Below are 23688 nucleotides of genomic sequence, written 5' to 3'. Positions count from 1 at the left end.
GGTCAGCCGAGGGCACGGCCGTACGCGCGGAGCGTGCGCAAGGCATCCAGAGTCACCGCGGGGCGCGCCTCGAGCGCCGGGGCGGGCGCCCGGCGGGGCCGGCGGAGGGGCCAGCCGCCGTCGTCCTCCTGCTCCGCCGCGAGGAAGTCGAGGGAGCGGGTCATCTCGGCGTCCGTGAACCACGCGCGCGCGAGGGAGTACGGGTGCCTCGCGTAGTCGTGCGGGAAGTGGTGCTCGCGCGGAGCGCGGCCGGGGGAGACCGGGTGCGCGCCGAGATCGTCCGGGTCCAGCACGGCGAGCCGCTGATCGCGCACCAGGCGGCCCAGCCGGCCGGCCGCCGCCTCCGCGCGCGGGCGGTCGGGGACGGTGTCCAGGAAGGCCACGGCGGCCTCGACCTCGTACGGGTGAGGAGTCTGCAGCGACTCGGCCGCCCGCCAGCAGAAGTCCGTGGCGCGGAACAGCCAGGCGTGCCAGACCTCGTTGCGGTGCAGCAGGCCGACCACCGGACCGGTGGCGAGCAGCTCGCCCGGAGGGCGGTCCACGACCGGCTTGGACGGCGCGGCCGGAAACCCGTCCCCTCCGGGCGGGGCCGCGGGCAGGGCGCCGTCCGGCGTGGACACGGTGGTCAGATAGCGGCACATCCGCTCCACGCGCTGTCCGCCACAGCGTCCGAGCGCGTCCAGGACACGCAGCGCACGCGCGGTGTGCGGCGGGGAGCTGGCCGGGCCGCGCAGGTCGGGCTCCAGCCCGTGGCCGTACCCGCCGTCCGCGTTGCGGTAGGCGTCCAGTGCGGTCTCCACCGGACCGGCGTCGCCACCCCGGAAGTGGTACGCGAAGAGGCGCTGCTCCAGTACGCGCGCCGTGAGCCAGACGAACTGCTCCGCGCGGGCGAGCGATGAGCGCGACGCGGGCGCGCGCGGGGTCGGGGTGAGTGCGGAAGCTCCGGAGTCGGCCATGGCACAGACCGTAGGCCGGAAAGCGGTCCCCGTACCCCGTCCCGGCTCGGGGCCCACTCTCAGGGGCGGGATACTGGTGTCATGCGGTTGACGGTCTTCTGGGAGCGAATGGCGGATCACTTCGGTGCGGGGTACGCCGACACCTTCGCGCGCGATCACGTGATGGCGGAGCTGGGCGGGCGCACGGTGAACGGGGCGCTGGACGCGGGCTGGGACGCCAAGGAGGTGTGGCGGGTGGTCTGCACCGTCATGGACGTGCCGCGGGAGCAGCGCTGACGGTGCGCGAAGACCATCGGACGGTCGTCCGGGGTGCCTCGCGTGGGCGAGACTTGCTCCGTGGCATCCACTGACGAGACCGGGCAGACGCCCCGGCAGCACGCTCCCCCGCCCGGCCCGACGCCGCCCTCCGGCCCTCCGGCCGACGGCGCCGCGGGGCCCGCGGCGCCGGGCGCCCGCATGCCGCGCTGGCTGCCGCGCGCCATGGTGCTGGCCCTCGCGCTCATCGCCGCCTTCCAGCTCGGCAGCTGGGCCTTCCACCAGCTCACCGGCCTGCTGATCAACATCCTCATCGCGTTCTTCCTGGCGCTCGCCATCGAACCCGCGGTGAGCTGGATGGCCGGACGCGGCTTGCGCCGGGGGTTCGCCACCTTCCTCGTCTTCCTCGCCGTGCTGGTCGCCGCCGCCGGGTTCGTCACACTGCTCGGGTCCATGCTCGCGGGCCAGATCGTCAAGATGGTCGAGGACTTCCCGGACTACCTCGACTCCGTGATCAGCTGGGTCAACGGCCACTTCCACACCGACCTGCGGCGGGTCGACATCCAGGAGGGCCTGCTGCGCTCCGACTGGCTGCGCAACTACGTGCAGAACAGCGCCACGGGTGTCCTGGACGTGTCGACCCAGGTCCTGGGCGGTCTCTTCCAGTTGCTGACGGTCCTGCTCTTCTCGTTCTACTTCGCCGCCGACGGCCCCCGGCTGCGCCGCGGCCTCTGTTCCGTCCTGCCGCCCGCCCGCCAGGCCGAGGTCCTGCGCGCGTGGGAGATCGCCGTGGACAAGACCGGCGGGTACCTGTACTCACGCGGCCTGATGGCGCTGATCTCCGGTGTGGCGCACTACGTCCTGCTGGAAATCCTGGAGGTGCCCTACGCCCCCGCGCTCGCCGTCTGGGTGGGCCTGGTGTCGCAGTTCATCCCCACCATCGGCACGTACCTCGCGGGTGCGCTGCCCATGCTGATCGCCTTCACGGTCAACCCCTGGTACGCGCTGTGGGTCCTGATCTTCGTGGTGATCTACCAGCAGTTCGAGAACTACGTGCTGCAGCCGAAGCTGACCTCCAAGACCGTGGACATCCACCCGGCGGTCGCGTTCGGCTCGGTCGTCGCGGGCACCGCGCTGCTCGGCGCCGTCGGCGCGCTGATCGCCATCCCGGCGATCGCCACGCTCCAGGCGTTCCTCGGCGCGTACGTCAAGCGCTACGACGTCACCGACGACCCCCGCGTCCACGGGCGCCGGAACCGTCCGTCCGGGCCCGGCGGCACCACGCGCATGCGCAAGCTGTGGACCCGGCGGCGGGAACTGGGACGCCCGGGACCGGGACGGGAGGGGACCGGGAGCGGCCCCTCCGCCTGAGCCTCCGCCTCGGTGTGCGCGGCCGGTTCGGGCCCCCGCCGGTGCGGCGGACGTACGCTCGGAAGGGCCGCGTGGTGCGCTTGACACAAAAATCGAACATCCATTCTCATGGAGGCTCCGGCGAGGCTCATGACGGGTGATTCGACATGGTTTGGACGGAGAAGCGCCCGAGTTATCCACAGGCCGGACCCGCGGCGCGGGGCATTGTCAGTGGCAGGCATTAGCGTCTTCGACGTGAAGCGATCGAATCAAGCAAACCGGGTGGAACCCATGGCAGGAACCGACCGCGAGAAGGCTCTGGACGCCGCGCTCGCACAGATTGAACGGCAATTCGGCAAGGGCGCGGTCATGCGCATGGGCGAGCGGCCGAACGAGCCCATCGAGGTCATCCCCACCGGATCGACCGCGCTCGACGTGGCCCTCGGTGTCGGCGGCCTCCCGCGCGGCCGGGTCGTGGAGGTCTACGGCCCCGAGTCCTCGGGCAAGACGACCCTGACCCTGCACGCGGTGGCGAACGCGCAGAAGGCGGGCGGCCAGGTCGCGTTCGTGGACGCGGAGCACGCCCTCGACCCCGAGTACGCGAAGAAGCTCGGCGTCGACATCGACAACCTGATCCTCTCCCAGCCGGACAACGGCGAGCAGGCCCTGGAGATCGTGGACATGCTGGTCCGCTCCGGCGCCCTCGACCTCATCGTCATCGACTCCGTCGCCGCGCTCGTCCCGCGCGCGGAGATCGAGGGCGAGATGGGCGACAGCCACGTCGGTCTGCAGGCCCGGCTGATGAGCCAGGCCCTGCGGAAGATCACCAGCGCGCTCAACCAGTCCAAGACCACCGCGATCTTCATCAACCAGCTCCGCGAGAAGATCGGCGTCATGTTCGGCTCCCCGGAGACCACGACCGGTGGCCGGGCCCTGAAGTTCTACGCCTCCGTGCGCATCGACATCCGCCGCATCGAGACGCTGAAGGACGGCACGGACGCCGTCGGCAACCGCACCCGCTGCAAGGTCGTCAAGAACAAGGTCGCGCCGCCCTTCAAGCAGGCCGAGTTCGACATCCTCTACGGCCAGGGCATCAGCCGCGAGGGCGGCCTGATCGACATGGGTGTGGAGCACGGCTTCGTCCGCAAGGCCGGCGCCTGGTACACGTACGAGGGCGACCAGCTCGGCCAGGGCAAGGAGAACGCGCGCAACTTCCTCAAGGACAACCCCGACCTTGCCAACGAGATCGAGAAAAAGATCAAGGAGAAGCTCGGCGTCGGCGTGCGTCCCGAGGAGCCTGCCGCCGAGCCGGGTACGGACGCCGCCCCGTCCGACGCCGCACCGGCGGTGCCCGCCCCTGCGACCGCCAAGGCCACCAAGTCCAAGGCCGCGGCAGCCAAGAGCTGACCCGTGACACGACGAACCGACTGGGCCGAGTACGCCAACGGCCCCGCCGGGACGAGCGACGGCGCGTACGGGGCGACCGCGGCCCCGTACGAGACGGAACAGACCGCCGTCGGCCCACCCGACGGCGGCCGGGCGCGCCAAGATGACGGCGAGGCGCGCCGGAGAGGCGGACGGGCCCGTGCGACGGGCGGCACGCGGCGGCGGCGCGGGCGTGCGGAGCCGTTCACCGAGGACGGAGGTGCCACTTCCTCGTCGAGGGCCGAGAAGGGGGAGCCTCCGCGGGACCCGGTCGAGCAGGCACGGGCGATCTGTCTGCGCCTGCTGACCGGGACCCCGCGTACCCGCAGCCAGCTCGCCGACGCCCTGCGCAAGCGGGAGATCCCCGACGAGGCCGCCGAAGAGGTGCTGTCCAGGTTCGAGGAGGTCGGCCTGATCAACGACAGCGCCTTCGCGGAAGCCTGGGTGGACTCCCGGCACCACGGCCGCGGTCTGGCCCGGCGCGCCCTCGCCAGGGAGCTGCGGACGAAGGGTGTCGACAGCACACTCATCGACGCCGCGGTCTCCCGGCTGGACTCCGAACAGGAGGAGGAGACGGCACGCGAGCTGGTGGCACGGAAGCTGCGGGCGACCAGAGGGCTCGACCGCGACAAGAGGCTGCGCCGCCTCGCGGGCATGCTGGCCCGCAAGGGCTATCCGGAGGGCATGGCCCTTCGGGTGGTCCGCCAGGCACTGGAGGAAGAGGGCGAGGACACGGAGTTCCTCGGCGAGGACGGCTTCTGACGCGTCACGGTCGCCGCCGACCTGCCCGTCGGCGGCTTCACCGACGCACTGCCGGACAACGCCGGGGCCGTCGCCGATCAGCCCGGCGCACCCTGCTGCGAGGCAGGGCGGCGGAGAAGGCCGACCCGCACGCCGATCCGCCTCGTCACCCAGGGCAACGCGGACACGGCCTCTGAACCGCCCCGTCGACTACTGAACCGCGGCGGTCACCGGCAGTCCCGCCGCGCGCCAGGCCTGGAAGCCGCCGACCAGATCGGTGGCCCGGTGCAGTCCGAGCCGGTGCAGCGACTCCGCCGCCAGGCTGGAGGCGTAGCCCTCGTTGCACACCACGACGACCCGCACGTCGTGGTCCGTGGCCTCGGGGAGCCGGTGGCTGCCCCGCGGGTCCAGCCGCCACTCCAGCTCGTTCCGCTCGACCACCAGAGCGCCGGGGATCACGCCGTCCCGCTCCCGCAGGGCGGCGTACCGGATGTCCACCAGCAGCGCCGTACCGGCCTCGGCGGCGTCGTACGCCTCGTGCGGAGCGAACCGCCGGTACCCGGCGCGCACCCGCTCCAGCAGCTCGTCCACCCCGGTCGGCTCGCTCACTGCCAGTCCTCCGGGCGCTCGACCTGCTCCAGGCGCAGGGTCTGCCCACCACGGCTGTAGCGGCGGATCTGCGGCAGGGGAGGGTAGTAGGCGTGCACGGAGACCGCGTGCCGGTCGGGCGACGCGTTGAGCACCTCGTGCACGTGGTGCCGGCCGAAGGCACGCCCCTTGCCGGCCGGGAGCCGGCGTTCCCGGTCCACGTCGTCGGCGAGTTCCAGGGTCTTCCAGCCGTCGGTGGGCAGGCGGGCGGCGAGCGCGTTCTCCTTGAGCTCGCCCGCGGCGGTCACGAAGGCGCCCACGGACTCGGCGTGGTCGTGCCAGCCGGTGCCCGTGCCGGGCGGCCAGCCGATCAGCCACGCCTCGCTGCCACCGGGCCCTTCCAGCCGCACCCAGGTGCGGCCCTCGGGGTCGAGCGGCAGGGAGGCGATCAGTGCGGCGTCGGCGGCGGTGCGCCGGGCGAAGTCGAGGAGTTCGGCCTGCGTGGGAGCGGCCGGAGCCGCGGCGCGGGAGGCCGCGGCGGGGGAGGAGACAGACACGGATACCGTCCTGGGAGTTCGCGAGGGAGCGCGCGGCGAGCCGTCGGCAGGCGACGGCGGCGGCGCGCGAAGAAGAGGGGAGCGAATTCAGCAGGACGGCCGACACACGCAGCCCGCGTAGCGGACGAGGTCCATATGGACCCTCCGCCACAGGCGCACACGGGTGTCGGTCACGGTCCGGAGTAGACCATGACGGTGCGGACCGGTCAACTCACCGTCAACATGCGGACAAACGACCGCCCGGTCAGCGGGAACCGGTCGAAGCTCCCGCTCCCTCCTCCTCCGCCGCGGCACCCGCCGTGACCGTCGGCCCGCCCAGCGTCGCCTCCGCGGCCGCGTACAGATCGGCCGGGCGCACCCCGGTCAGCGCCGTGACCAGGTGACCGTCCGGCCGCACCAGCAGCACCGTGTGCGCGGCGGCACCGGGATAGCTCTCGGCGACCAGCAGCTCGGCCCGGTGGGGCAGCGCCGTCACCGCCGCCGCCAGCCGGGGCATGATCCCGGCCGTCACCCAGTGCCTGCGCTCCCACACCCCCGTGCCCGGCGCGATCAGCACCACCAGGAGCGCCCCGCGCCCGAGCCGGTCGCGCAGCTGTACGAAGGTGCCGTCCTCCGCCGTGACCCGCACATCGGCGACGGGCGACCCGGGCGCCGTGCCGACCTCCGCCGCTCCGGCCAGGTCCGCGGGGGCGAGGGGCGAGTCGGCGTACGTTCCCGGCGCGCCCAGCGCGCCGCGCCCCAGGTGACCGTCGGCGAGCAGCGTGTCGTGTCCGCGGGAGGACCCGGGGACGTACGCACGCAGTCCGCCACCCCCGCGCAGCAGCGGGAGCACCTGGTCGGCGGCGCGCAGCCGCGCGGCGATCGCCGCGCGCCGCTCGGTCTGGTAGCTGTCGAGCAGCGCCTCGCGCGGCCCGTGATGCCAGGCCAGGGCGAGTTTCCAGGCGAGGTTGTCGGCGTCCAGCAACCCTTCCTCCAGGCCCTGTGTGCCCAGGGCACCCAGCAGGTGGGCGGCGTCCCCGGCGAGCAGCACGCGGCCCACCCGCCAGCGCCGGGCCAGCCTGTGGTGGACGGTGTGGACGCCGGTGTCGAGCAGCTCGTACGCCGCGGGCGCGCCGTCGGACCAGCCGGTCAGGGTCTCGCGGACGCGGTTCACCAGCAGCTCGGGCGTGACCAGGTCCTTGCCGGGCGGCAGCAGCCAGTCCAGACGCCAGACGCCGTCCGGCAGGGGGCGGGCCACGACCTCACCGGCCGACGGACCGGACGTCCGCCACGGCGGCATCCGGTGCAGCAATGCCTGGTCGGCCCAGGGGAGTTCGGTGCGCAGCGCGGCGACGGCGTATCGTTCCACCGCCGTACGGCCGGGGAAGCGGATGTCCTGGAGCTTGCGGACGGTCGAGCGGGGGCCGTCGCAGCCGACCAGGTAGCTGCCGCGCCACCAGGTGCCGGCGGGGCCGCGGGTGTGCGCCGTGACGCCCGACTTCTCCTGCTCGACGCTGTCCAGACGGCTGTCCACCGCGACCTTGGCCAACGACTCGCGGGCGAGTGCCGTGCGCAGGGCCTCGGTCAACTCGTGCTGGGCGAGGTGCAGCGGCGGCGGCTCCGCGTCCCCGAACTCGACCTCGCGGATCACCTGCTTGCGCCGCACGGACCGCCATCCGGCCCAACGGGAACCCAGCCCCGTCAGGGATGCGCCGGTCAGCCGCTCGATGAGCTCGACGGCTTCCGGGCGGAGCACGACGGTGCGGGCGGGGCGGGGTTCGTCCTTGCCGGGCCCTTCGTCGAGGACGACACAGGGCACCTCCTGCCGCGCCAGCGCCAGGGCGAGCGTGAGCCCGACGGGCCCCGCTCCGGTGATGATCACCGGGTCCACGGTGCGGCGCCCCCTGCCCGTGGCGGTGTCCCGGGGGACGTAGGTGAACAGGACGTTGGAGCAGGGTGCACGGTCACAGAACGTATGCAACCTATTGCCGCTGCTTGCGTCAAGTGACGGAGGCAGTGGCGATCATGCCACTGCCTCCGTGATGGTCGTACGAAGTGATCAACCGCCTCGCGCGTCAGGTCGTGCGGCCGGTTCCGGTTCCCACGGCCTCCGTGTCGTCCGCCTTGAGCACGGCACCGGTGGACTTCTTGGCCCGCCGCAGTCGGCGTTCCAGCCAGCTCGCGAAGCTCGTGAGGATGAAGTTGAGCGCGATGTAGATGACCGCGACCACGGTGAAGCTCGCGATCACGTTGGCGCCGTAGTAGCCGCTCATCGTGTTGGCCGAGGCGAGCAGCTCGGGGAAGGTGAGGACCGCGCCGCCGAGCGCGGTGTCCTTCAGGATGACGACGAGCTGGCTGACGATCGCCGGCAGCATCGTGGTGACCGCCTGCGGCAGCAGGATGGTCCGCATCAGCTGGCCCTTGCGCAGGCCGATCGCCATCGCGGCCTCGGACTGGCCCTTGGGCAGAGCCAGGATGCCCGCCCGGACGATCTCCGCGAGGACGGAGGCGTTGTACAGCACCAGGCCCGTGACAACGGCGTACAGCGGACGGTCGTCCGAGCTTACGTTGGTGTACTCGGCGAACAGGGCGAGGCCGAAGATCATCAGGACCAGTACGGGGATGGACCGGAAGAACTCGACCACGACCGTCGCCGGGATCCGTACCCACACGTGGTCCGACAGCCGGGCGATACCGAGGACCGCGCCGAGCGGGAGGGCGATGATCACTGCGAGGGCAGCGGCCTTGAGGGTGTTCTCCAGGCCCGGCCAGATGTACGTGGACCAGGCCTCGGTGCCGGAGAAGAACGGCTTCCACAGGGCCCATTCCAGCTGGCCCTTGTCGTTGAGGGTGCTGAACACCCACCACAGCAGGGCCGCGAGGGCCACGATGAAGACCGCGGTGAAGACGATGTTGCGCCGCTTGGCACGAGGGCCCTGCGCGTCGTAGAGAACGGAACTCATCGCTTCACCGCCACCTTCTTGCCCAGCCAACCGAGGAACAGGCCGGTCGGCAGGGTCAGGACCACGAAACCGAAGGCGATGACCGCGGAGATCAGCAGCAGCTGTGCCTCGTTCTCGATCATCTCCTTCATGAGGAGCGCCGCCTCGGCGACACCGATGGCGGCAGCCACCGTGGTGTTCTTGATGAGAGCGATCAGTACGTTCGCCATGGGGACGACGGAGGAACGGAAGGCCTGGGGCAGCACCACGTGGCGCAGCACCTGTCCGAAGCTGAGCCCGATCGCCCGTGCCGCCTCCGCCTGTCCGACCGGCACCGTGTTGATGCCGGAGCGCAGGGCCTCGCACACGAAGGACGAGGTGTAGAGGATCAGGCCGAGCACGGCGAGCCGGAAGTTGATCGTCTCGACGTCGTCCGCGCCGAGGGAGATACTCAGCGTCTGGTTCAGGCCCAGCGACGTGAACAGGATGATGACGGTCAGCGGGATGTTCCGCACGGTGTTCACGTACGCGGTCCCGAAGCCGCGCATCAGTGGCACCGGCCCGACACGCATGGCGGCCAGTGCGGTGCCCCAGATCAGGGAGCCGACGGCCGAGAGCACAGCGAGCTGCACCGTCGTCCAGAAGGCTCCCAGTAGGTCGTAATCCTTAACAAAGTCGAACACGATCTCCCGCGCTTCCGCGTGTAGGGATGCCCGCCCCCGGTGCGCCGCCCCTCCTCGGGGCGGCGCACCCCGTCAGGCGCTGGCCTCAGCTCTTGATGTCGCCGATCTTCGGCGCCGGCTCGTTCTTGTAGTTCGCCGGGCCGAAGTTGTCCTCGACGGCCTTGTCCCAGGACTTGTCGGAGACCATCTCTTCGAGGGCCGTGTTGATCTTGTCCTTTAGGTCGCTGCCCTTCTTGACGCCGATGCCGTAGTTCTCGTTCGTCAGCTTGAAGCCGCCGAGCTTGAACTTGCCCTTGAACTGCGACTGGGCGGCGTAACCGGCGAGGATGGAGTCGTCGGTGGTCAGCGCGTCGATGGCGCCGTTCTGCAGGCCGGGCAGGCAGGCCGAGTACGTCGGGTACGGCTGGAGCTGGGCCTTGGGCGCCAGCTTGTCCTTGACGTTCTGCGCCGAGGTCGACCCGGTGACCGAGCAGAGCTTCGCGTCGTTCAGGTCCTCCGGCGACTTGATCTTGTCGTCGTCGGCGCGGATCAGCACGTCCTGGTGGGCGAGCAGGTACGGCCCGGCGAAGTCGACCTTCTCCTGGCGCTCCGGGGTGATCGAGTACGTGGCGGCGATGAAGTCGACGTCACCGCGCTGCAGCATGGTCTCGCGGTCGGCGCTCTTCGACTCCTTCCACTCGATCTGGTCCTCGGTGTAGCCGAGCTTCTTGGCGACGTACGTGGCGACGTCCACGTCGAAGCCGGCGTAGCCGTCCGGGGTCTTCTGGCCGAGGCCGGGCTGGTCGAACTTGATGCCGATGGTGATCTTCTTGCCATCACCGCCGGAGGAGCCGCTGTCCTTGTCGTCGCCGCCACACGCGGTGGCGGTCAGGGCGAGGGCGAGCACGGCGGCCGAGGCGGCGGAGACCTTGCGAAGCTTCATGGTGAACATCCTTTGGCTGTGATCGGGCGATCTGACGATCAGGCGCGGGAGACGAGGTCTCAGTGGTGCAGGATCTTCGACAGGAAGTCCTTGGCACGGTCGCTGCGCGGGTTGCTGAAGAACTGGTCCGGCGTCGCCTCTTCGACGATGCGGCCGTCGGCCATGAACACCACGCGGTTGGCCGCCGAGCGGGCGAAGCCCATCTCGTGCGTGACCACGACCATGGTCATGCCGTCACGCGCGAGCTGCTTCATGACCTCCAGGACCTCGTTGATCATCTCGGGGTCGAGAGCCGACGTCGGCTCGTCGAAGAGCATGACCTTCGGGTCCATGGCCAGCGCCCGCGCGATGGCGACGCGCTGCTGCTGACCGCCGGAGAGCTGAGCGGGGTACTTGTCCGCCTGGGCGCCCACGCCGACCCGGTCGAGCAGCGCGCGGGCCTTCTCCTCGGCCTTCTTCGCGTCGACCTTGCGGACCTTGACCTGGCCCAGGGTCACGTTCTCCAGCACCGTCTTGTGCGCGAAGAGGTTGAAGGACTGGAAGACCATGCCGACGTCGGCACGGAGCCTGGCCAGTTCCTTGCCCTCCGCGGGAAGCGGCCTGCCGTCGATCGCGATCGACCCGGAGTCGATGGTCTCCAGACGGTTGATGGTGCGGCACAGGGTGGACTTGCCGGACCCGGAGGGTCCGATGACCACGACGACTTCGCCGCGGGTGATCGTCAGGTCGATGTCCTGGAGCACGTGCAACGCGCCGAAGTGCTTGTTGACACTCTTCAGGACGACCAGTTCGTCGGTCGCGGCCTTGTCTTCCTTGGCCACCGATACTTCGGTCATCGCTCTCGGGCTCCGTCCTCCTCGGTTTCGGAGGACAGTAGTGACCGGGGACACTCTTCGTCTCTACATCTGAGGGAGATCTGAGCATCACGATCCGATAGCAATCAGACACGAGTCGTAGCACTTGTGAGCAGGGCGCATATCGGCCGGATAACTTCGAGCGGCCGCGACCGGAGACCTCTTGACGCGGTCCCTCCGCATCAGCGTCACTGCACAAGGCGCGCACGCGCGTGCACGCGTCTTTCGCACTTTCTACGCGTCCTGAGCGTACGGCCGATGAACCGAAGGGAGCCCGGATGAGACTGCTGCTCGTCGAGGACGACAACCACGTGGCCGCCGCCCTGTCCGCGATCCTGGCACGGCACGGCTTCGACGTCACCCACGCGCGCAGTGGCGAGGAGGCGCTCCAGGCGCTCGTCCCGGAGGTCGACGGCTTCGGCGTCGTCCTGCTCGACCTCGGCCTGCCCGACCAGGACGGCTACGAGGTCTGCGGCAAGATCCGCAAGCGCACCAGCACGCCGGTCATCATGGTCACCGCCCGCTCCGACGTCCGCTCCCGCATCCACGGCCTCAATCTCGGCGCCGACGACTACGTGGTCAAGCCGTACGACACCGGGGAGCTGCTCGCCCGGATCCACGCCGTCAGCCGGCGCACCGCCCAGGAGGACGCCACCGGGAGCACCGAGACGGTGGTGCGCCTCGGCGCGCTGCGCATCGAGCTGCCGACACGTCAGGTGAGCGTGGACGGAGCGGTCGTCCAGCTCACCCGCAAGGAGTTCGACCTCCTCGCGCTGCTCGCCCAGCGACCCGGCGTGGTGTTCCGCCGGGAGCAGATCATCAGCGAGGTCTGGCGGACCAGCTGGGAGGGGACCGGCCGCACCCTGGAGGTGCACGTCGCCTCCCTGCGCGCCAAGCTGCGCATGCCCGCGCTCATCGAGACCGTCCGCGGCGTCGGCTACCGCCTCGTCGCGCCCACCGGATAGCGGGGCCGGGTGAGCACACGCCTGCTCCCGCTGCTCATCGTCCTGATGGCGGCCGTACTGCTCGCGCTCGGCGTTCCGCTCGGAGTGAGCGTCGCACGCGCGGAGCAGCAGAAGGTCGTCATCGACCGCATAGACGACACCGCACGCTTCGCCGCGCTCGCCCAGTTCGTCACCGAGGACGCGCCGGGCGGCTCCCGCCCGACCAGCACGGACGAACGCCTGGAGACCCTCCAGGCCGAGCTGACCAGCTACTACGAGGTCTACGGCATCAAGGCGGGCGTCTTCTACCGCAACCACATCCCGATGGCCAACGCCCCGACCACCTGGTTCCTGCCGCAGACCGGCGAGGTACGCGACTCCTTCGACGAGGCGCTGCTGAGCCGGCGCAGTCACGACCCGCGACAGGTGTGGCCGTGGCAGGACGGACAACTCGTGGTGGCCTCGCCCGTCATCCGGGACGGCGACGTGGTCGCGGTCGTCGTGACGGAGTCGCCGACCGACTCGATGCGGTCGAGCACCCTGCGCGGCTGGCTGGTGATCGGCGCCGGTGAGATCGCCGCGATGCTGCTCGCCGTCGGCGCCGCGCTCCGGCTGACCGGCTGGGTGCTCAAGCCCGTGCGGGTCCTCGACGCCACCACCCACGACATCGCCACCGGGCGGCTCAAGTCCCGGGTCGCGCCGGCCGGCGGGCCGCCGGAGCTGAGACGCCTCGCCGGGTCGTTCAACGAGATGGCCGACCACGTGGAGGACGTGCTGGAGCAGCAGCGCGCCTTCGTCGCCGACGCCTCGCACCAGTTGCGCAACCCGCTCGCGGCCCTGCTGCTGCGCATCGAACTGCTCGCCCTGGAACTGCCGGAGGGCAACGAGGAGATCGCCTCCGTCCAGACCGAGGGCAAACGCCTGGCCCGGGTCCTGGACGACCTGCTCGACCTGGCGCTGGCCGAGCACAGCCAGGCCGACCTGAAGGTCACCGACGTCGGCGCGCTGGCCGCCGAGCGGGTGGCGGCCTGGGCGCCGACGGCCGAGGCCAAGGGCGTACGGCTGGTGGGGGAGTGTCCGCCGACCACGGGCTGGGCCGACCCGGTGGCCCTCTCCAGCGCCCTGGACGCGGTCATCGACAACGCGGTGAAGTTCACGCCGCCGGAGGAGACCGTCCGGGTCGAGGTCGCCTCCACCGGGGACGCCGCCACCGTCGTCGTCACCGACAACGGCCCCGGGCTCACCGACGAGGAGCTCGCGCGCGTGGGCGACCGCTTCTGGCGCAGCGGCCGGCACCAGAACATCAAGGGGTCGGGGCTCGGACTGTCCATCTGCCGGGCGCTGCTCGCGGCGGGCGACGGCTCGATCTCCTTCGGCCACCACGCGCCGCACGGCCTGGAGGTCACCGTCACGGTGCCGAGGACGGGCACGGTGCCCAAGGAGCCCGAGCGCCCCTACGGCTCCGGTGGCCGATAGGCGGCAGGGCGCCTACGGCTTGACCGACCGGTAGTAGCGCCGGGCGCCCTCGTGCAGCTCCAGCGGGTCGGTGTAGATAGCCGTGCGCAGATCCACCAGCTGCGCGGAGTGGACGTGGGCCCCGATGCCGTCGCGGCTGTCCAGCACGGTCCGGGTCAGCCACTCGGTGAGCCGCGGATCGACGTCCGCGCGGGTCACCAGCAGGTTGGACACCGCCATGGTGGGCACCACGGCGCCGTTCTGCACGGTGGGGTAGGCCGACTCCGGCATGTTGGTGGTGCGGTAGTAGCGGGTCGCGCCGCCCGACTCGTGCAGCTCGGTGACGAGGTCGTCGCCGATCGGCACGAACCGGAAGGCGGACGTCTCCGCGATCTGCCTGAGCCCGTCGGTCGGCACGCCGCCCGACCAGAAGAACGCGTCCAGTTCGCCGCCGAGCCGCCCGGGGCCGGTGTCGATGCCGTCCGCGCGTGGCGTGATGTCCGTCTCCGGATCGATGCCGACGGCCTTCAGGAGCCGGGTGGCGATCAGCCGTACGCCCGAGTTGGGCAGCCCTATCGCGACCCGCTTGCCCCGCAGGTCGGCGACCGACTGGATGTCCGAGTCGGTGGGCACCACGAGCTGCACGTAGTCGTCGTAGAGGCGGGTGACCCCCCGCAGCGCCTCCGCCCCGGGGCGGCCGGCCAGCTTGTACGTCTCCACCGCGTCGGCCGCGGCGATCGTGAAGTCGGCCTCTCCGGACGCGACCCGCTCGACGTTCTCCTGCGAGCCCGCGCTGGTCATCAGCCGCACGTCCAGACCCGGCATGTCCTTGCGCAGCTCGGAGCGCAGCAGCTCGCCGTACTTCTGGTAGACGCCCGCGCGGGTGCCCGTGCTGAACGTGATGCTGCCGCCCGGCGGCTTCTCACCCAGCGGCAGCAGCCACCACAGCAGCAGCCCGAGCACGACGGCACCGACGACCGCGCCCTGGGCGGCCCGGCGCCCGCCGATACGGGAGAGCAGCGTGGACATGGGGCCGATCCTGCCAGCCCGCACCGGCACTGACCAGGGCCGAACTCACACCGCGGCCCCGAGAGCGCGGCACCGTTGTCGGTGGCGGTCGCTAGAGTCGTCGGCATGAGCAACACCTCGCCCGCCGACCTGGTCCATGCCTTCCACCTCGCCTTCGGGCTGGACGCCCGCAGCGCCCCGACCGAGGTCTCGCCCGGCCTGGCGGCGCACAGAGGCGAGCTGCTCGCCGAGGAGGCCGCCGAGGTCGCGGAGGTGTCGGTGACGGGACCCCTCGACCGGCTCGCTCACGAACTGGCCGACGTCGTCTACGTCGCCTACGGCACGGCCCTCGTCCACGGCATCGACCTGGACGAGGTGATCGCCGAGATCCACCGCTCCAACATGACCAAGCTCGGCCCCGACGGCAGCGTCAGCCGCCGCGCCGACGGCAAGGTCCTCAAGGGCGACCACTACGAGGCACCGGACGTCTCCGCCGTCCTGCGCCGCCAGGGGTGGAGGCCACGGACGTCGGACGCGGCGGGCACCCCGGACGGGGCGGGCACCCCGGACGTGGCGGGGACGCCGCAGACAACGGACGTGACGGAGGCGCCGCGCGGCTGACGCCCGCGCGGAGCCCCGCGCGGCTGAGCCCGCCGTCAGTCGCCGACCGTCGCCTCCGCCCCCGTAGCCGTCCGGGACGCCCCGTCGGGGGCGCCGCCGCCGGGGTGGCCGGGACGGTCGCGGCGGCCGAACAGGCGCATCCCCAGCGGCTCGGTGAAGCGGGCGGTGAGGGGGCCGAGGACGACCAGGATGAGGACGTAGGCCGTGGCCAGCGGGCCCAGGGACGGCTCGATTCCGGCCGAGACCGCGAGACCCGCGATGACGATCGAGAACTCGCCGCGCGCCACCAGCGCCCCGCCCGCACGCCAGCGGCCCTTGACGGAGATCCCGGCGCGCCGTGCCGCCCAGTACCCGGTGGCGATCTTCGTCACCGCCGTGAGCAGGGCCAGCGCGAGGGCCGGCAGCAGGACCGGCGGAATGCTGGCCGGGTCCGTGTGCAGGCCGAAGAAGACGAAGAACACGGCGGCGAACAGGTCCCGCAGCGGGCTCAGAAGCGTGTGCGCGCCCTCCGCGACCTCCCCGGACAGCGCGATGCCCACCAGGAAGGCGCCCACCGCGGCCGACACCTGGAGCTGCTGCGCCACACCCGCGACCAGGATCGTCAGGCCGAGCACCACCAGCAGCAGCTTCTCCGGGTCGTCGCTGGAGACGAACCGCGAGATGAGCCGGCCGTAGCGGACCGCCACGAAGAGCACCAGCCCCGCCGCGGCCAGCGCGACCGCCAGCGTGATGCTGCCGGTCATCAGCCCGGCGCCGGCGACCAGCGCGGTGACGATCGGCAGGTACACCGCCATCGCCAGGTCCTCCAGGACCAGCACGCTGAGGATCACCGGCGTCTCGCGGTTGCCGACCCGGCCGAGATCGCCCAGCACCTTCGCGATGACACCGGACGACGAGATCCACGTGACGCCGGCGAGGACGACGGCCGCCACCGGACCCCAGCCCAGCAGCAGCGCGGCCACCGCCCCCGGCACCGCGTTGAGCGCGCAGTCGACGAGGCCGGCCGGGTAGTGGGACTTGAGGTTCGTGACGAGGTCGCTGGCCGTGTACTCCAGGCCCAGCATCAGCAGCAGGAGGATGACACCGATCTCGGCGCCGGTGGCGACGAACTCCTCGCTCGCGCCGAGCGGGAGCAGCCCGCCCTCGCCGAAGGCCAGACCGGCCAGCAGGTACAGCGGGATGGGGGAGAGCCGGTAGCGCCCGGCGAACCGGCCGAGCAACCCCAGCCCAAGGATGATGGAACCGAACTCGATCAGGAGGACCGCGGAGTGCACCGGCTCACTCCTGCCCGAGTATCGCCGCGGCGGCGTCGACGCCCTCACGGGTGCCGATGACGATCAAGGTGTCACCACCCACGAGCCGGAAGTCCGGCGCCGGCGAGGGGATCGCCTCGGCCCTCCGCAGCACCGCCACGATCGACGCGCCGGTCTCGGTCCGCATGCACGTCTCGCCCAGGAGCCGCCCGTTCCAGCGGGAGGTGGCGGACACCTCGATCCGCTCGGCGACCAGACCCAGATCCGTGGTGTAGAGCAGGCTGGCGCTGTGGTGCGAGGGCTTCAGCGCGTCGATCAGGGCACCCGCCTCGGGGCCGGTCAGGCGCAGCGAGTGGGCGCACGAGTCGGGATCGTCGTCCCGGTACACGTTCACCGTGCGGGCGCCGTCGCGGTGTGCCACCACCGACAGATGGCGGTGTGCGCGCGTCTCCAGGTCGTACTGGACCCCGATACCCGGCAGCGGCGTCGCCCTCAGGCGTGGTGCTGACACGAGCTGTCCCCTCATTCGTCTTGCTTCCTTGGCCGCACTTCCCGCACGTACGTGACGTGCTCACGGCCCCGCCATGCTGTCATCCGCACGTACCGTGGCGATATGGGTGTCGTGACGGATATACGCGGCCGGTCGCGGGCGCGGAGACTGGCCGCGGCGGTGTCGTGCGCGGAAGCCGGGAGGAGCGGAAAGAGGACCGTGTCGCTCTTCTGGCGGATCTTCTCGCTCAACGCCGCGGGCCTGTTCGTCGCCACCGCCCTGCTCCTGGGACCGCTCACCGTCTCGACGCCGGTCCTGCCCGGCGAGGCACTGATCCTGCTCGCGGGCCTCGCGGCACTGCTCGCCGGAAACGCGGTCGTCCTGCGCATCGGCCTGAACCCCCTGCACCGGCTCGGCCACGCCATGGCCACCGCCGACCTGCTGGTGCACGGCGCCCGCCCGGCGGTCGCCGGACCGGCCGAGGCGGCCGAACTGATCGCCACGTACAACACGATGCTGGACCGGCTCCAGGCCGAACGGGCGGCCGGCGCCGGGCGTGCGCTCCAGGCCCAGGAACGCGAACGCCACCGCATCGCCCGCGAACTGCACGACGAGGTCGGCCAGACCCTCACGGCCGTCCTCCTCCAGCTCAAGCGGGTCGCCGACCGGGTCCCCGGCGAGCTGCGCGAAGAGGTGTCGCTGGCGCAGGAGGCCACCCGGTCCGGCCTCGACGAGATCCGTCGCATCGCCCGCCGGCTGCGCCCCGGCGTCCTGGAGGAACTGGGCCTGCCCAGCGCGCTGCGCTCCCTCGCCGCCGAGTTCACCCACCACGAGCTGACCGTCGAGCACCACGTCCCCGGCGACCTGCCCCCGCTCGCCCCGGAGGCGGAACTGGTGCTCTACCGGGTCGCCCAGGAGGGCCTGACCAACACCGCCCGGCACGCCGCCGCCGACCACGCCGCGCTCAGCCTGCGTCCGCTGGCCGACGGTGTGGAACTACTCGTCCGCGACAACGGCGCCGGTCTCGGCACGGCCGTCGAGGGCGCCGGGATCCGGGGCATGCGTGAGCGTGCCCTGCTGATAGGAGCCGAGATCCACTTCGAACCCGCCCCCGGAGGGGGCACCGACGTACGCCTGCGCGTCCCCGCCCCGCCCGGGGCGCGTTCCGCAGACCGAACCGGAGACAGCCCCTGATGTCCGCACGGCCCCCGATCCGCGTCCTGCTCGCCGACGACCACACCCTCGTACGCCGCGGGGTACGCCTCATCCTGGACGGCGAACCCGACCTCACGGTGGTCGCCGAGGCCGGTGACGGTGCCGAGGCGGTCGCGGCGGCCCGGGCCACCGAGGTCGACCTGGCCGTCCTGGACGTCGCGATGCCCCGCATGACCGGCCTCCAGGCGGCCCGCGAGCTCTCCCGACGGCTGCCCGGGCTGCGCATCCTGATCCTGACCATGTACGACAACGAGCAGTACTTCTTCGAGGCCCTCAAGGCCGGCGCCTGCGGATACGTCCTCAAGTCCGTCGCCGACCGCGACCTGGTCGAGGCGTGCCGGGCCGCCGTGCGCGACGAACCGTTCATCTACCCCGGCGCCGAACGGGCCCTCGTCCGGTCCTACCTGGACCGCATGGACCGGGGCGGCGGCCTGCCGGAGCGGCCCATCACGGAACGCGAGGAGGAGATCCTCAAACTCGTCGCCGAGGGACACACCTCCAAGGAGATCGGCGAACTGCTCTTCATCAGCGCCAAGACCGTCGAACGCCACCGCGCCAACCTGCTGCAGAAACTGGGCGTCCGCGACCGCCTGGAGCTGACCCGGTACGCGATCCGCGCGGGCCTGATCGAGCCCTGACCAGCCCCGATCCGCGTTGTCCACAGGCGGCCCGGGCCATCGCCGCCGACCGCCTACCCTTATTGCCATGAGCAGCATCGACCGGAGCCAGACAGTGGGCGGCACGCGCACCTACGAAGTACGCACCTACGGGTGCCAGATGAACGTCCACGACTCCGAGCGATTGTCCGGCCTGCTGGAGGACGCGGGGTACGTGCGCGCCGCCGAGGGCGCCGACGGCGACGCGGACGTCGTCGTCTTCAACACCTGCGCCGTCCGGGAGAACGCCGACAACAAGCTGTACGGCAACCTCGGCCACCTGGCCCCGAAGAAGGCGAGCCGCCCCGGGATGCAGATCGCGGTCGGCGGCTGCCTCGCGCAGAAGGACCGCGACACCATCGTCAAGCGCGCCCCCTGGGTGGACGTCGTCTTCGGCACGCACAACATCGGCAAGCTCCCGGTCCTGCTGGAGCGCGCCCGCGTGCAGGAGGAGGCGCAGGTCGAGATCGCCGAGTCCCTGGAGGCGTTCCCGTCCACGCTGCCGACCCGGCGCGAGAGCGCCTACGCGGCCTGGGTCTCCATCTCCGTCGGCTGCAACAACACCTGTACCTTCTGCATCGTCCCGGCGCTGCGCGGCAAGGAGAAGGACCGCCGTCCCGGCGACATCCTCGCCGAGGTCGAGGCCCTGGTCGCCGAGGGCGTCTCGGAGATCACCCTCCTCGGGCAGAACGTCAACGCCTACGGCTCCGACATCGGCGACCGCGAGGCGTTCAGCAAGCTGCTGCGCGCCTGCGGGAGCATCGACGGCCTGGAGCGCGTCCGCTTCACCTCACCGCACCCGCGCGACTTCACCGACGACGTCATCGCCGCCATGGCCGAGACGCCGAACGCCATGCCGCAGCTGCACATGCCGCTCCAGTCCGGCTCCGACCCGGTGCTGAAGGCGATGCGCCGCTCCTACCGGCAGGAGCGCTACCTGGGGATCATCGAGAAGGTACGGGCCGCCATCCCGCACGCGGCGATCACCACCGACATCATCGTGGGCTTCCCCGGCGAGACCGAGGAGGACTTCGAGCAGACCCTGCACGTGGTGCGCGAGGCCCGGTTCGCCCAGGCGTACACCTTCCAGTACTCCAAGCGGCCCGGCACCCCGGCCGCCGAGATGGACGGCCAGATCCCCAAGGCGGTCGTCCAGGAGCGCTACGAGCGCCTCGTCGCCCTCCAGGAGGAGATCTCCTGGGAGGAGAACAAGAAGCAGGTCGGCCGCACCCTGGAGCTGATGGTCGCCGAGGGCGAGGGCCGGAAGGACGGCACCACCCACCGCCTCTCCGGCCGCGCCCCCGACAACCGCCTGGTGCACTTCACCAAGCCCGGCCAGGAGGTCCGGCCGGGCGACGTGGTGACGGTCGAGATCACCTACGCCGCACCCCACCACCTCCTCGCCGAGGGCGCGGTCCTCGACGTGCGCCGCACCCGCGCGGGCGACGCCTGGGAGAAGCGCAACGCGGCCGACCAGGCCAAGCCCGCGGGCGTGATGCTCGGCCTGCCCAAGATCGGCGTGCCCGAGCCCCAGCCGGCGGTGGCGAGCGGCTGCGGCTGCGACTGACCGCGAGGGAGTGCGACCCCGGGCGGGGCGCGGGGTTACGCTGCCGATCATGCTTGTCGCCGCCGCCGTCTGCCCCTGCCCGCCGCTCCTCGTCCCGGAGGTCGCCGCGGGCGCCGCACCCGAGCTGGACGCCGCCCGCGCGGCGTGCACGGACGCGCTGGGCGTGCTCGCCGCCGCCCGGCCCGACCGGCTCGTGGTGGTCGGACCCGCGGACTCGGCCGGGCCGGAGATCTACCCGCAGGGGACGCCGGGCTCGTTCCGCGGCTTCGGCGTGGACCTGGACGTGCGGCTGGGCCCGGACACCGGGGCGGCCACGCCGGCGACCGGGGTCGAATTGCCGTACGGCTTCGCCGTCGGGGCCTGGCTGCTCGCGCGTACCGGCTGGTCCCACGCGCCCGTCGAAGGCGTCGGAGTGGGGGAGGACCTTCCCGCCGAGCGGTGCGCCGCCGTCGGCCGGGACCTCGCCGGGCGGGCCGGGCGGATGGCGCTGCTGGTGCTGGGCGACGCCAGCGCGTGCCGCACGCTCAAGGCGCCCGGCTACCTCGACGAGCGGGCGGCGCCCTTCGACGCGGCGGCGGGGCGCGCACTGGGCGCGGCCGACGCGACCGCCCTCGCCGGGCTGGACGTGGGCCTCGCCCGTGAGCTGAAGGTGTCCGGCCGTGCTCCCTGGCAGGTCCTCGCGGGCGCGGCCGGGGGAACGGGCCTGTCGGGCACGCTGCTGTACGAGGACGCTCCGTACGGGGTGGGGTATGTCACGGCCGCGTGGTCGTAGTCGTAGTAGAGGCAGCGCGTCGGCGGACGGCCACGGAGCCGCTCAGCCGACGCGCTGATCCGCTCCGTGACCGTCCGCCGACGCGGGGGTGACCCGCCGGTGTGACCGGTCAGGAGGCCGGAGGTGGTCCGGCCGGCGGCGGACCGCCCGGGGTGCTGCCCGGCGTACCGCCGCCTCCGCCCGTTCCCTCGTCCTTGTGGGCGAGACGCTCCACGGCACCCTTGGCCTTGCCCGTGCCGGTCTGGATCCGGTCGCTGTACTTGCCCTTGGTCTTCTCGTCGACGGTCCGCGCCATCTTGTCGAGGCCGCGATCGATCTTGTCCTCGTGCTGCTGCGCGAGGTCGGAGACCTTGCCCTTCGCCGGTCCGAGTCTGGCCTTCAAGTTGTCCAGGAGACCCATGGTTCGCCTTCCCTCACGGGGCGGTCAGGTGCGGGCGCCCTTGTCGGCCTCGTTGTCGACGGCCTCCCCGGCGGACTGCTGCTTGGGAATGCCGACACCGTCCGAGTCGGCGGCCTCGGGGGCCGTGGCGGCCTCGTCGGTCTCCGCGGTGTTCCGAGGGCCGGACTCGGCCGTCTCCGCGGCCTCCGCCGGGGTCTCCTCCGCGGCCCGCTCGGTCTCCGTGCCGTCGGCCCCGGTCTCGGCGGCCGACGCCTCCTCGGTGTTCTTCGACTTCCGGAGAAGCCGTGCAAAAACGCCCATTTCAACTCCATACGTTACTCGTGCGGGCGAAATCCCGCGGCATCCGGTGCGTCCGACTGCGTGGCCGGGGCCATCGCCCCGGCCGTCCGGGGAGCGGGAACCTCGCAACGGGCAACGACCTCGGCCGCGCACCGTCACGTAACTCGTTCGAGGGCGAGGCGCGGGGTTTGCGAGACTGGTGCGGTGAGCAGCGCACCCTCCGCCCCCCGTGTCATCGCCGTAGTCGGACCCACCGCGGCCGGAAAGTCCGATCTGGGCGTCTTCCTGGCCCAGCGGCTGGGCGGCGAGGTCGTCAACGCCGACTCCATGCAGCTCTACCGGGGGATGGACATCGGCACCGCCAAACTGACACCCGGGGAACGCGGCGGCGTCCCGCACCATCTCCTCGACATCTGGGACGTGACGGTCGCGGCGTCCGTCGCCGAGTACCAGCGGCTGGCCCGGGAGCGGATCGACGCCCTGCTCGCCGAGGGGCGCTGGCCCGTCCTCGTCGGCGGCTCCGGCCTCTACGTCCGCGGCGCCGTCGACAACCTGGAGTTCCCCGGCACCGACCCCGAGGTCAGGGCCCGGCTGGAGCAGGAACTCGCCGAGCAGGGCTCGGGGGTGCTGCACACCCGGCTCGCCGCTGCCGACCCGGAGGCCGCGCGGGCCATCCTCCCCGGCAACGGCCGCCGGATCGTGCGGGCGCTCGAGGTGATCGAGATCACCGGCCGCCCCTTCACCGCCAACCTCCCCGGTCACGACTTCGTCTACGACACCGTGCAGATCGGCGTCGACGTGGCACGCCCCGAACTGGACGAGCGCATCGCCCGCCGCGTCGACCGGATGTGGGAGGCGGGACTGGTCGAGGAAGTGCGCGCACTCGAGGCGCGCGGGTTGCGCGAGGGGCGTACGGCGTCGCGCGCGCTCGGCTACCAGCAGGTGCTCACGGCGCTCGCCGGTGACTGCACGCTCGACGAGGCGCGCGCAGAGACCGTCCGTGCCACCAAGCGCTTCGCGCGCCGTCAGGATTCATGGTTCAGGCGCGACCCGCGGGTGCACTGGTTGAGTGGGGGTGTGGCGGATCGCACGGAACTTCCGCGGCTCGCCCTGTCGTTGGTCGAACGACCGGTTACAGCCTGATCACGTGATGGCATCGGGACGCCCCGGCCGTCATCCCGGCCTCCGACGGCGTGCCATCATCGAGCTTCGATCGACCGAGTGAGTCCTAGTTGGGAGGGCGCGTGGCGATGGAGGCCGGCCCTCGCGACACCGCACCGAGCACCGAGCACGGCATCGTCGGCCCCGGTGGCCCGGAGCCGGACGGACCCGCCCTGAGCCCCGACGGCCCCGACGAGACCCCGCAGGGCGTGGCGGCCGACGGCCCCGAGCCCGACGAGATGTACGGGGACGAGGTCGAGGTCGAGCTGCGGCCCCAGCGGCGACTGCGGCTCTGGCAGCTCGCGCCCATCGTCTGCCTGGCCGCCCTCGGCTCCCTGATGTTCGCCTTCCCGCTCGCCTTCGACTTCGGCGACAGCGGCGCCGTGATCGCCATGCTGGGTCTGCTGATCTGCTCGTGCGCGGCCGGCTGGGGCATGATGGCCGCCCGCCGCGTCGGCTACACCTGGCCCGGCCTCCCGCAGCGCGGATCCGGACGCCGTGCCGACTGGCGGATGATCACCGTCTACGCCCTGGCGGTGGCCGCGATCGTCGTCCTGGCCGTGTGGCGGGTGGCCCGTCTGCGGGGCTGAGACCCCCGCCCGCACGCCCTCCCGC

The 23688-nt window shown here is 71.9% G+C and carries 27 protein-coding genes; 13 read left to right on the top strand and 14 right to left on the bottom strand.

From position 1 onward, the window contains the following. Positions 1 to 2: 2 nt before the first annotated feature. Positions 3 to 956, bottom strand: a complete 954-nt coding sequence (locus DMH12_RS13515) for a hypothetical protein (protein WP_185832301.1) — start codon at positions 954 to 956, stop codon at positions 3 to 5. Between the two features lie 81 nt (positions 957 to 1037). Between DMH12_RS13515 and DMH12_RS13510 the strand changes: the two genes are divergently transcribed. From DMH12_RS13510 to recX, 4 genes are all read left to right on the top strand, one after another. Further along, the gene (locus tag DMH12_RS13510) at positions 1038 to 1232 is read left to right on the top strand and encodes a DUF3046 domain-containing protein (protein WP_125491814.1); all 195 of its coding nucleotides are present in this window, start codon (positions 1038 to 1040) and stop codon (positions 1230 to 1232) included. Between the two features lie 60 nt (positions 1233 to 1292). Further along, positions 1293 to 2582: an AI-2E family transporter gene (locus tag DMH12_RS13505; RefSeq protein WP_185832300.1), complete on the top strand. Its 1290-nt coding sequence runs from the start codon at positions 1293 to 1295 to the stop codon at positions 2580 to 2582. 270 nt (positions 2583 to 2852) lie between these two features. Continuing rightward, positions 2853 to 3968, top strand: a complete 1116-nt coding sequence (gene recA / locus DMH12_RS13500) for a recombinase RecA (protein ID WP_125491813.1) — start codon at positions 2853 to 2855, stop codon at positions 3966 to 3968. Positions 3969 to 3971: 3 nt separating this feature from the next. Then, positions 3972 to 4748 carry a recombination regulator RecX gene (gene recX / locus DMH12_RS13495; RefSeq protein ID WP_125491812.1) on the top strand — a complete coding sequence of 259 codons (777 nt, stop codon included), beginning with the start codon at positions 3972 to 3974 and terminating at the stop codon, positions 4746 to 4748. Between the two features lie 189 nt (positions 4749 to 4937). Here the strand turns inward: recX and DMH12_RS13490 are convergent, their stop codons facing one another. The 8 genes from DMH12_RS13490 to DMH12_RS13460 form a co-directional block, all read right to left on the bottom strand. Further along, positions 4938 to 5336 (bottom strand): rhodanese-like domain-containing protein, encoded by a 399-nt coding sequence (locus tag DMH12_RS13490; RefSeq protein WP_125491811.1) that lies wholly within the window; start codon positions 5334 to 5336, stop codon positions 4938 to 4940. Then, complete coding sequence (locus DMH12_RS13485) at positions 5333 to 5872, bottom strand: cysteine dioxygenase (RefSeq protein WP_260474206.1); 540 nt, start codon at positions 5870 to 5872, stop codon at positions 5333 to 5335. The genes DMH12_RS13490 and DMH12_RS13485 overlap by 4 nt, the downstream gene beginning before the upstream one ends. 87 nt (positions 5873 to 5959) lie before the next feature. Beyond that, positions 5960 to 6031, bottom strand: a complete 72-nt coding sequence (locus DMH12_RS40240) for a putative leader peptide (protein ID WP_309544753.1) — start codon at positions 6029 to 6031, stop codon at positions 5960 to 5962. 85 nt (positions 6032 to 6116) lie between these two features. Further along, positions 6117 to 7742 (bottom strand): FAD-dependent monooxygenase, encoded by a 1626-nt coding sequence (locus DMH12_RS13480; protein WP_125491833.1) that lies wholly within the window; start codon positions 7740 to 7742, stop codon positions 6117 to 6119. Positions 7743 to 7926: 184 nt separating this feature from the next. Further along, on the bottom strand, positions 7927 to 8814 hold the full coding sequence (locus DMH12_RS13475; RefSeq protein WP_125491809.1) for an amino acid ABC transporter permease: 888 nt from the start codon (positions 8812 to 8814) through the stop codon (positions 7927 to 7929). Beyond that, the gene (locus DMH12_RS13470; RefSeq protein ID WP_125491808.1) at positions 8811 to 9476 is read right to left on the bottom strand and encodes an amino acid ABC transporter permease; all 666 of its coding nucleotides are present in this window, start codon (positions 9474 to 9476) and stop codon (positions 8811 to 8813) included. Before DMH12_RS13470 ends, DMH12_RS13475 begins: the two co-directional genes overlap by 4 nt. 85 nt (positions 9477 to 9561) lie before the next feature. After that, a complete protein-coding gene (locus DMH12_RS13465) occupies positions 9562 to 10398 on the bottom strand; it encodes a glutamate ABC transporter substrate-binding protein (RefSeq protein WP_122618526.1) in 837 nt (278 codons plus the stop codon). 59 nt (positions 10399 to 10457) lie between these two features. Then, a complete protein-coding gene (locus DMH12_RS13460) occupies positions 10458 to 11234 on the bottom strand; it encodes an amino acid ABC transporter ATP-binding protein (protein ID WP_125491807.1) in 777 nt (258 codons plus the stop codon). Positions 11235 to 11530: 296 nt separating this feature from the next. On the opposite strand from DMH12_RS13460, the gene DMH12_RS13455 reads away from it, so the two are divergent. Further along, complete coding sequence (locus tag DMH12_RS13455) at positions 11531 to 12217, top strand: response regulator transcription factor (protein WP_125491806.1); 687 nt, start codon at positions 11531 to 11533, stop codon at positions 12215 to 12217. A gap of 9 nt (positions 12218 to 12226) precedes the next feature. Continuing rightward, positions 12227 to 13672: a HAMP domain-containing sensor histidine kinase gene (locus DMH12_RS13450; RefSeq protein ID WP_125491805.1), complete on the top strand. Its 1446-nt coding sequence runs from the start codon at positions 12227 to 12229 to the stop codon at positions 13670 to 13672. Positions 13673 to 13684: 12 nt separating this feature from the next. On the opposite strand, the gene DMH12_RS13445 is transcribed toward DMH12_RS13450, so the two are convergent. Next, complete coding sequence (locus tag DMH12_RS13445) at positions 13685 to 14680, bottom strand: TAXI family TRAP transporter solute-binding subunit (RefSeq protein WP_125491804.1); 996 nt, start codon at positions 14678 to 14680, stop codon at positions 13685 to 13687. A gap of 105 nt (positions 14681 to 14785) precedes the next feature. Between DMH12_RS13445 and DMH12_RS13440 the strand changes: the two genes are divergently transcribed. Then, a complete protein-coding gene (locus DMH12_RS13440; RefSeq protein ID WP_125491803.1) occupies positions 14786 to 15280 on the top strand; it encodes a MazG nucleotide pyrophosphohydrolase domain-containing protein in 495 nt (164 codons plus the stop codon). A gap of 35 nt (positions 15281 to 15315) precedes the next feature. Here DMH12_RS13440 and DMH12_RS13435 read toward each other — a convergent pair whose 3' ends face one another. Further along, on the bottom strand, positions 15316 to 16554 hold the full coding sequence (locus DMH12_RS13435) for a cation:proton antiporter (protein WP_125491802.1): 1239 nt from the start codon (positions 16552 to 16554) through the stop codon (positions 15316 to 15318). A gap of 4 nt (positions 16555 to 16558) precedes the next feature. Continuing rightward, complete coding sequence (locus DMH12_RS13430) at positions 16559 to 17044, bottom strand: cation:proton antiporter regulatory subunit (protein WP_125491801.1); 486 nt, start codon at positions 17042 to 17044, stop codon at positions 16559 to 16561. Positions 17045 to 17146: 102 nt separating this feature from the next. Between DMH12_RS13430 and DMH12_RS13425 the strand changes: the two genes are divergently transcribed. The 4 genes from DMH12_RS13425 to DMH12_RS13410 all read left to right on the top strand — a co-directional run bounded on the left by DMH12_RS13425 (position 17147) and on the right by DMH12_RS13410 (position 21233). Further along, complete coding sequence (locus tag DMH12_RS13425; protein ID WP_125491800.1) at positions 17147 to 18217, top strand: sensor histidine kinase; 1071 nt, start codon at positions 17147 to 17149, stop codon at positions 18215 to 18217. Then, on the top strand, positions 18217 to 18876 hold the full coding sequence (locus DMH12_RS13420; RefSeq protein WP_114529561.1) for a response regulator transcription factor: 660 nt from the start codon (positions 18217 to 18219) through the stop codon (positions 18874 to 18876). Before DMH12_RS13425 ends, DMH12_RS13420 begins: the two co-directional genes overlap by 1 nt. A 67-nt stretch (positions 18877 to 18943) precedes the next feature. Then, on the top strand, positions 18944 to 20461 hold the full coding sequence (gene miaB / locus DMH12_RS13415) for a tRNA (N6-isopentenyl adenosine(37)-C2)-methylthiotransferase MiaB (RefSeq protein WP_122618519.1): 1518 nt from the start codon (positions 18944 to 18946) through the stop codon (positions 20459 to 20461). 49 nt (positions 20462 to 20510) lie between these two features. Further along, positions 20511 to 21233, top strand: a complete 723-nt coding sequence (locus DMH12_RS13410) for a class III extradiol dioxygenase subunit B-like domain-containing protein (protein ID WP_125491799.1) — start codon at positions 20511 to 20513, stop codon at positions 21231 to 21233. A 109-nt stretch (positions 21234 to 21342) separates the two neighbouring features. Here DMH12_RS13410 and DMH12_RS13405 read toward each other — a convergent pair whose 3' ends face one another. Together DMH12_RS13405 and DMH12_RS13400 are read right to left on the bottom strand one after the other, a co-directional pair. Beyond that, on the bottom strand, positions 21343 to 21633 hold the full coding sequence (locus DMH12_RS13405; RefSeq protein ID WP_125491798.1) for an antitoxin: 291 nt from the start codon (positions 21631 to 21633) through the stop codon (positions 21343 to 21345). 24 nt (positions 21634 to 21657) lie between these two features. Continuing rightward, the gene (locus tag DMH12_RS13400; RefSeq protein WP_125491797.1) at positions 21658 to 21933 is read right to left on the bottom strand and encodes a hypothetical protein; all 276 of its coding nucleotides are present in this window, start codon (positions 21931 to 21933) and stop codon (positions 21658 to 21660) included. Positions 21934 to 22116: 183 nt separating this feature from the next. On the opposite strand from DMH12_RS13400, the gene miaA reads away from it, so the two are divergent. Continuing rightward, on the top strand, positions 22117 to 23055 hold the full coding sequence (gene miaA / locus DMH12_RS13395) for a tRNA (adenosine(37)-N6)-dimethylallyltransferase MiaA (RefSeq protein WP_125491796.1): 939 nt from the start codon (positions 22117 to 22119) through the stop codon (positions 23053 to 23055). Between the two features lie 107 nt (positions 23056 to 23162). Then, positions 23163 to 23663 carry a hypothetical protein gene (locus DMH12_RS13390; protein WP_185832303.1) on the top strand — a complete coding sequence of 167 codons (501 nt, stop codon included), beginning with the start codon at positions 23163 to 23165 and terminating at the stop codon, positions 23661 to 23663. Positions 23664 to 23688: the final 25 nt, after the last annotated feature.

The organism is Streptomyces sp. WAC 04229 (genome assembly GCF_003947455.1).
Classification (GTDB): Bacteria; Actinomycetota; Actinomycetes; order Streptomycetales; family Streptomycetaceae; genus Streptomyces.
This window is presented reverse-complemented; position numbering and strand designations above follow the sequence as displayed.

What these genes read in the sequence shown, in the direction of transcription:
- DMH12_RS13515 (WP_185832301.1), bottom strand. Translation starts at nt 956, where the DNA reads ATGGCCGACTCCGGAGCTTCCGCACTCACCCCGACCCCGCGCGCGCCC.
- DMH12_RS13510 (WP_125491814.1), top strand. Translation starts at nt 1,038, where the DNA reads ATGCGGTTGACGGTCTTCTGGGAGCGAATGGCGGATCACTTCGGTGCG.
- recA (WP_125491813.1), top strand. Translation starts at nt 2,853, where the DNA reads ATGGCAGGAACCGACCGCGAGAAGGCTCTGGACGCCGCGCTCGCACAG.
- DMH12_RS13475 (WP_125491809.1), bottom strand. Translation starts at nt 8,814, where the DNA reads ATGAGTTCCGTTCTCTACGACGCGCAGGGCCCTCGTGCCAAGCGGCGC.
- DMH12_RS13465 (WP_122618526.1), bottom strand. Translation starts at nt 10,398, where the DNA reads ATGAAGCTTCGCAAGGTCTCCGCCGCCTCGGCCGCCGTGCTCGCCCTC.
- DMH12_RS13460 (WP_125491807.1), bottom strand. Translation starts at nt 11,234, where the DNA reads ATGACCGAAGTATCGGTGGCCAAGGAAGACAAGGCCGCGACCGACGAA.
- DMH12_RS13455 (WP_125491806.1), top strand. Translation starts at nt 11,531, where the DNA reads ATGAGACTGCTGCTCGTCGAGGACGACAACCACGTGGCCGCCGCCCTG.
- DMH12_RS13445 (WP_125491804.1), bottom strand. Translation starts at nt 14,680, where the DNA reads ATGTCCACGCTGCTCTCCCGTATCGGCGGGCGCCGGGCCGCCCAGGGC.
- DMH12_RS13440 (WP_125491803.1), top strand. Translation starts at nt 14,786, where the DNA reads ATGAGCAACACCTCGCCCGCCGACCTGGTCCATGCCTTCCACCTCGCC.
- DMH12_RS13425 (WP_125491800.1), top strand. Translation starts at nt 17,147, where the DNA reads ATGGGTGTCGTGACGGATATACGCGGCCGGTCGCGGGCGCGGAGACTG.
- DMH12_RS13420 (WP_114529561.1), top strand. Translation starts at nt 18,217, where the DNA reads ATGTCCGCACGGCCCCCGATCCGCGTCCTGCTCGCCGACGACCACACC.
- miaB (WP_122618519.1), top strand. Translation starts at nt 18,944, where the DNA reads ATGAGCAGCATCGACCGGAGCCAGACAGTGGGCGGCACGCGCACCTAC.
- DMH12_RS13410 (WP_125491799.1), top strand. Translation starts at nt 20,511, where the DNA reads ATGCTTGTCGCCGCCGCCGTCTGCCCCTGCCCGCCGCTCCTCGTCCCG.
- DMH12_RS13405 (WP_125491798.1), bottom strand. Translation starts at nt 21,633, where the DNA reads ATGGGTCTCCTGGACAACTTGAAGGCCAGACTCGGACCGGCGAAGGGC.
- DMH12_RS13400 (WP_125491797.1), bottom strand. Translation starts at nt 21,933, where the DNA reads ATGGGCGTTTTTGCACGGCTTCTCCGGAAGTCGAAGAACACCGAGGAG.
- DMH12_RS13390 (WP_185832303.1), top strand. Translation starts at nt 23,163, where the DNA reads ATGGAGGCCGGCCCTCGCGACACCGCACCGAGCACCGAGCACGGCATC.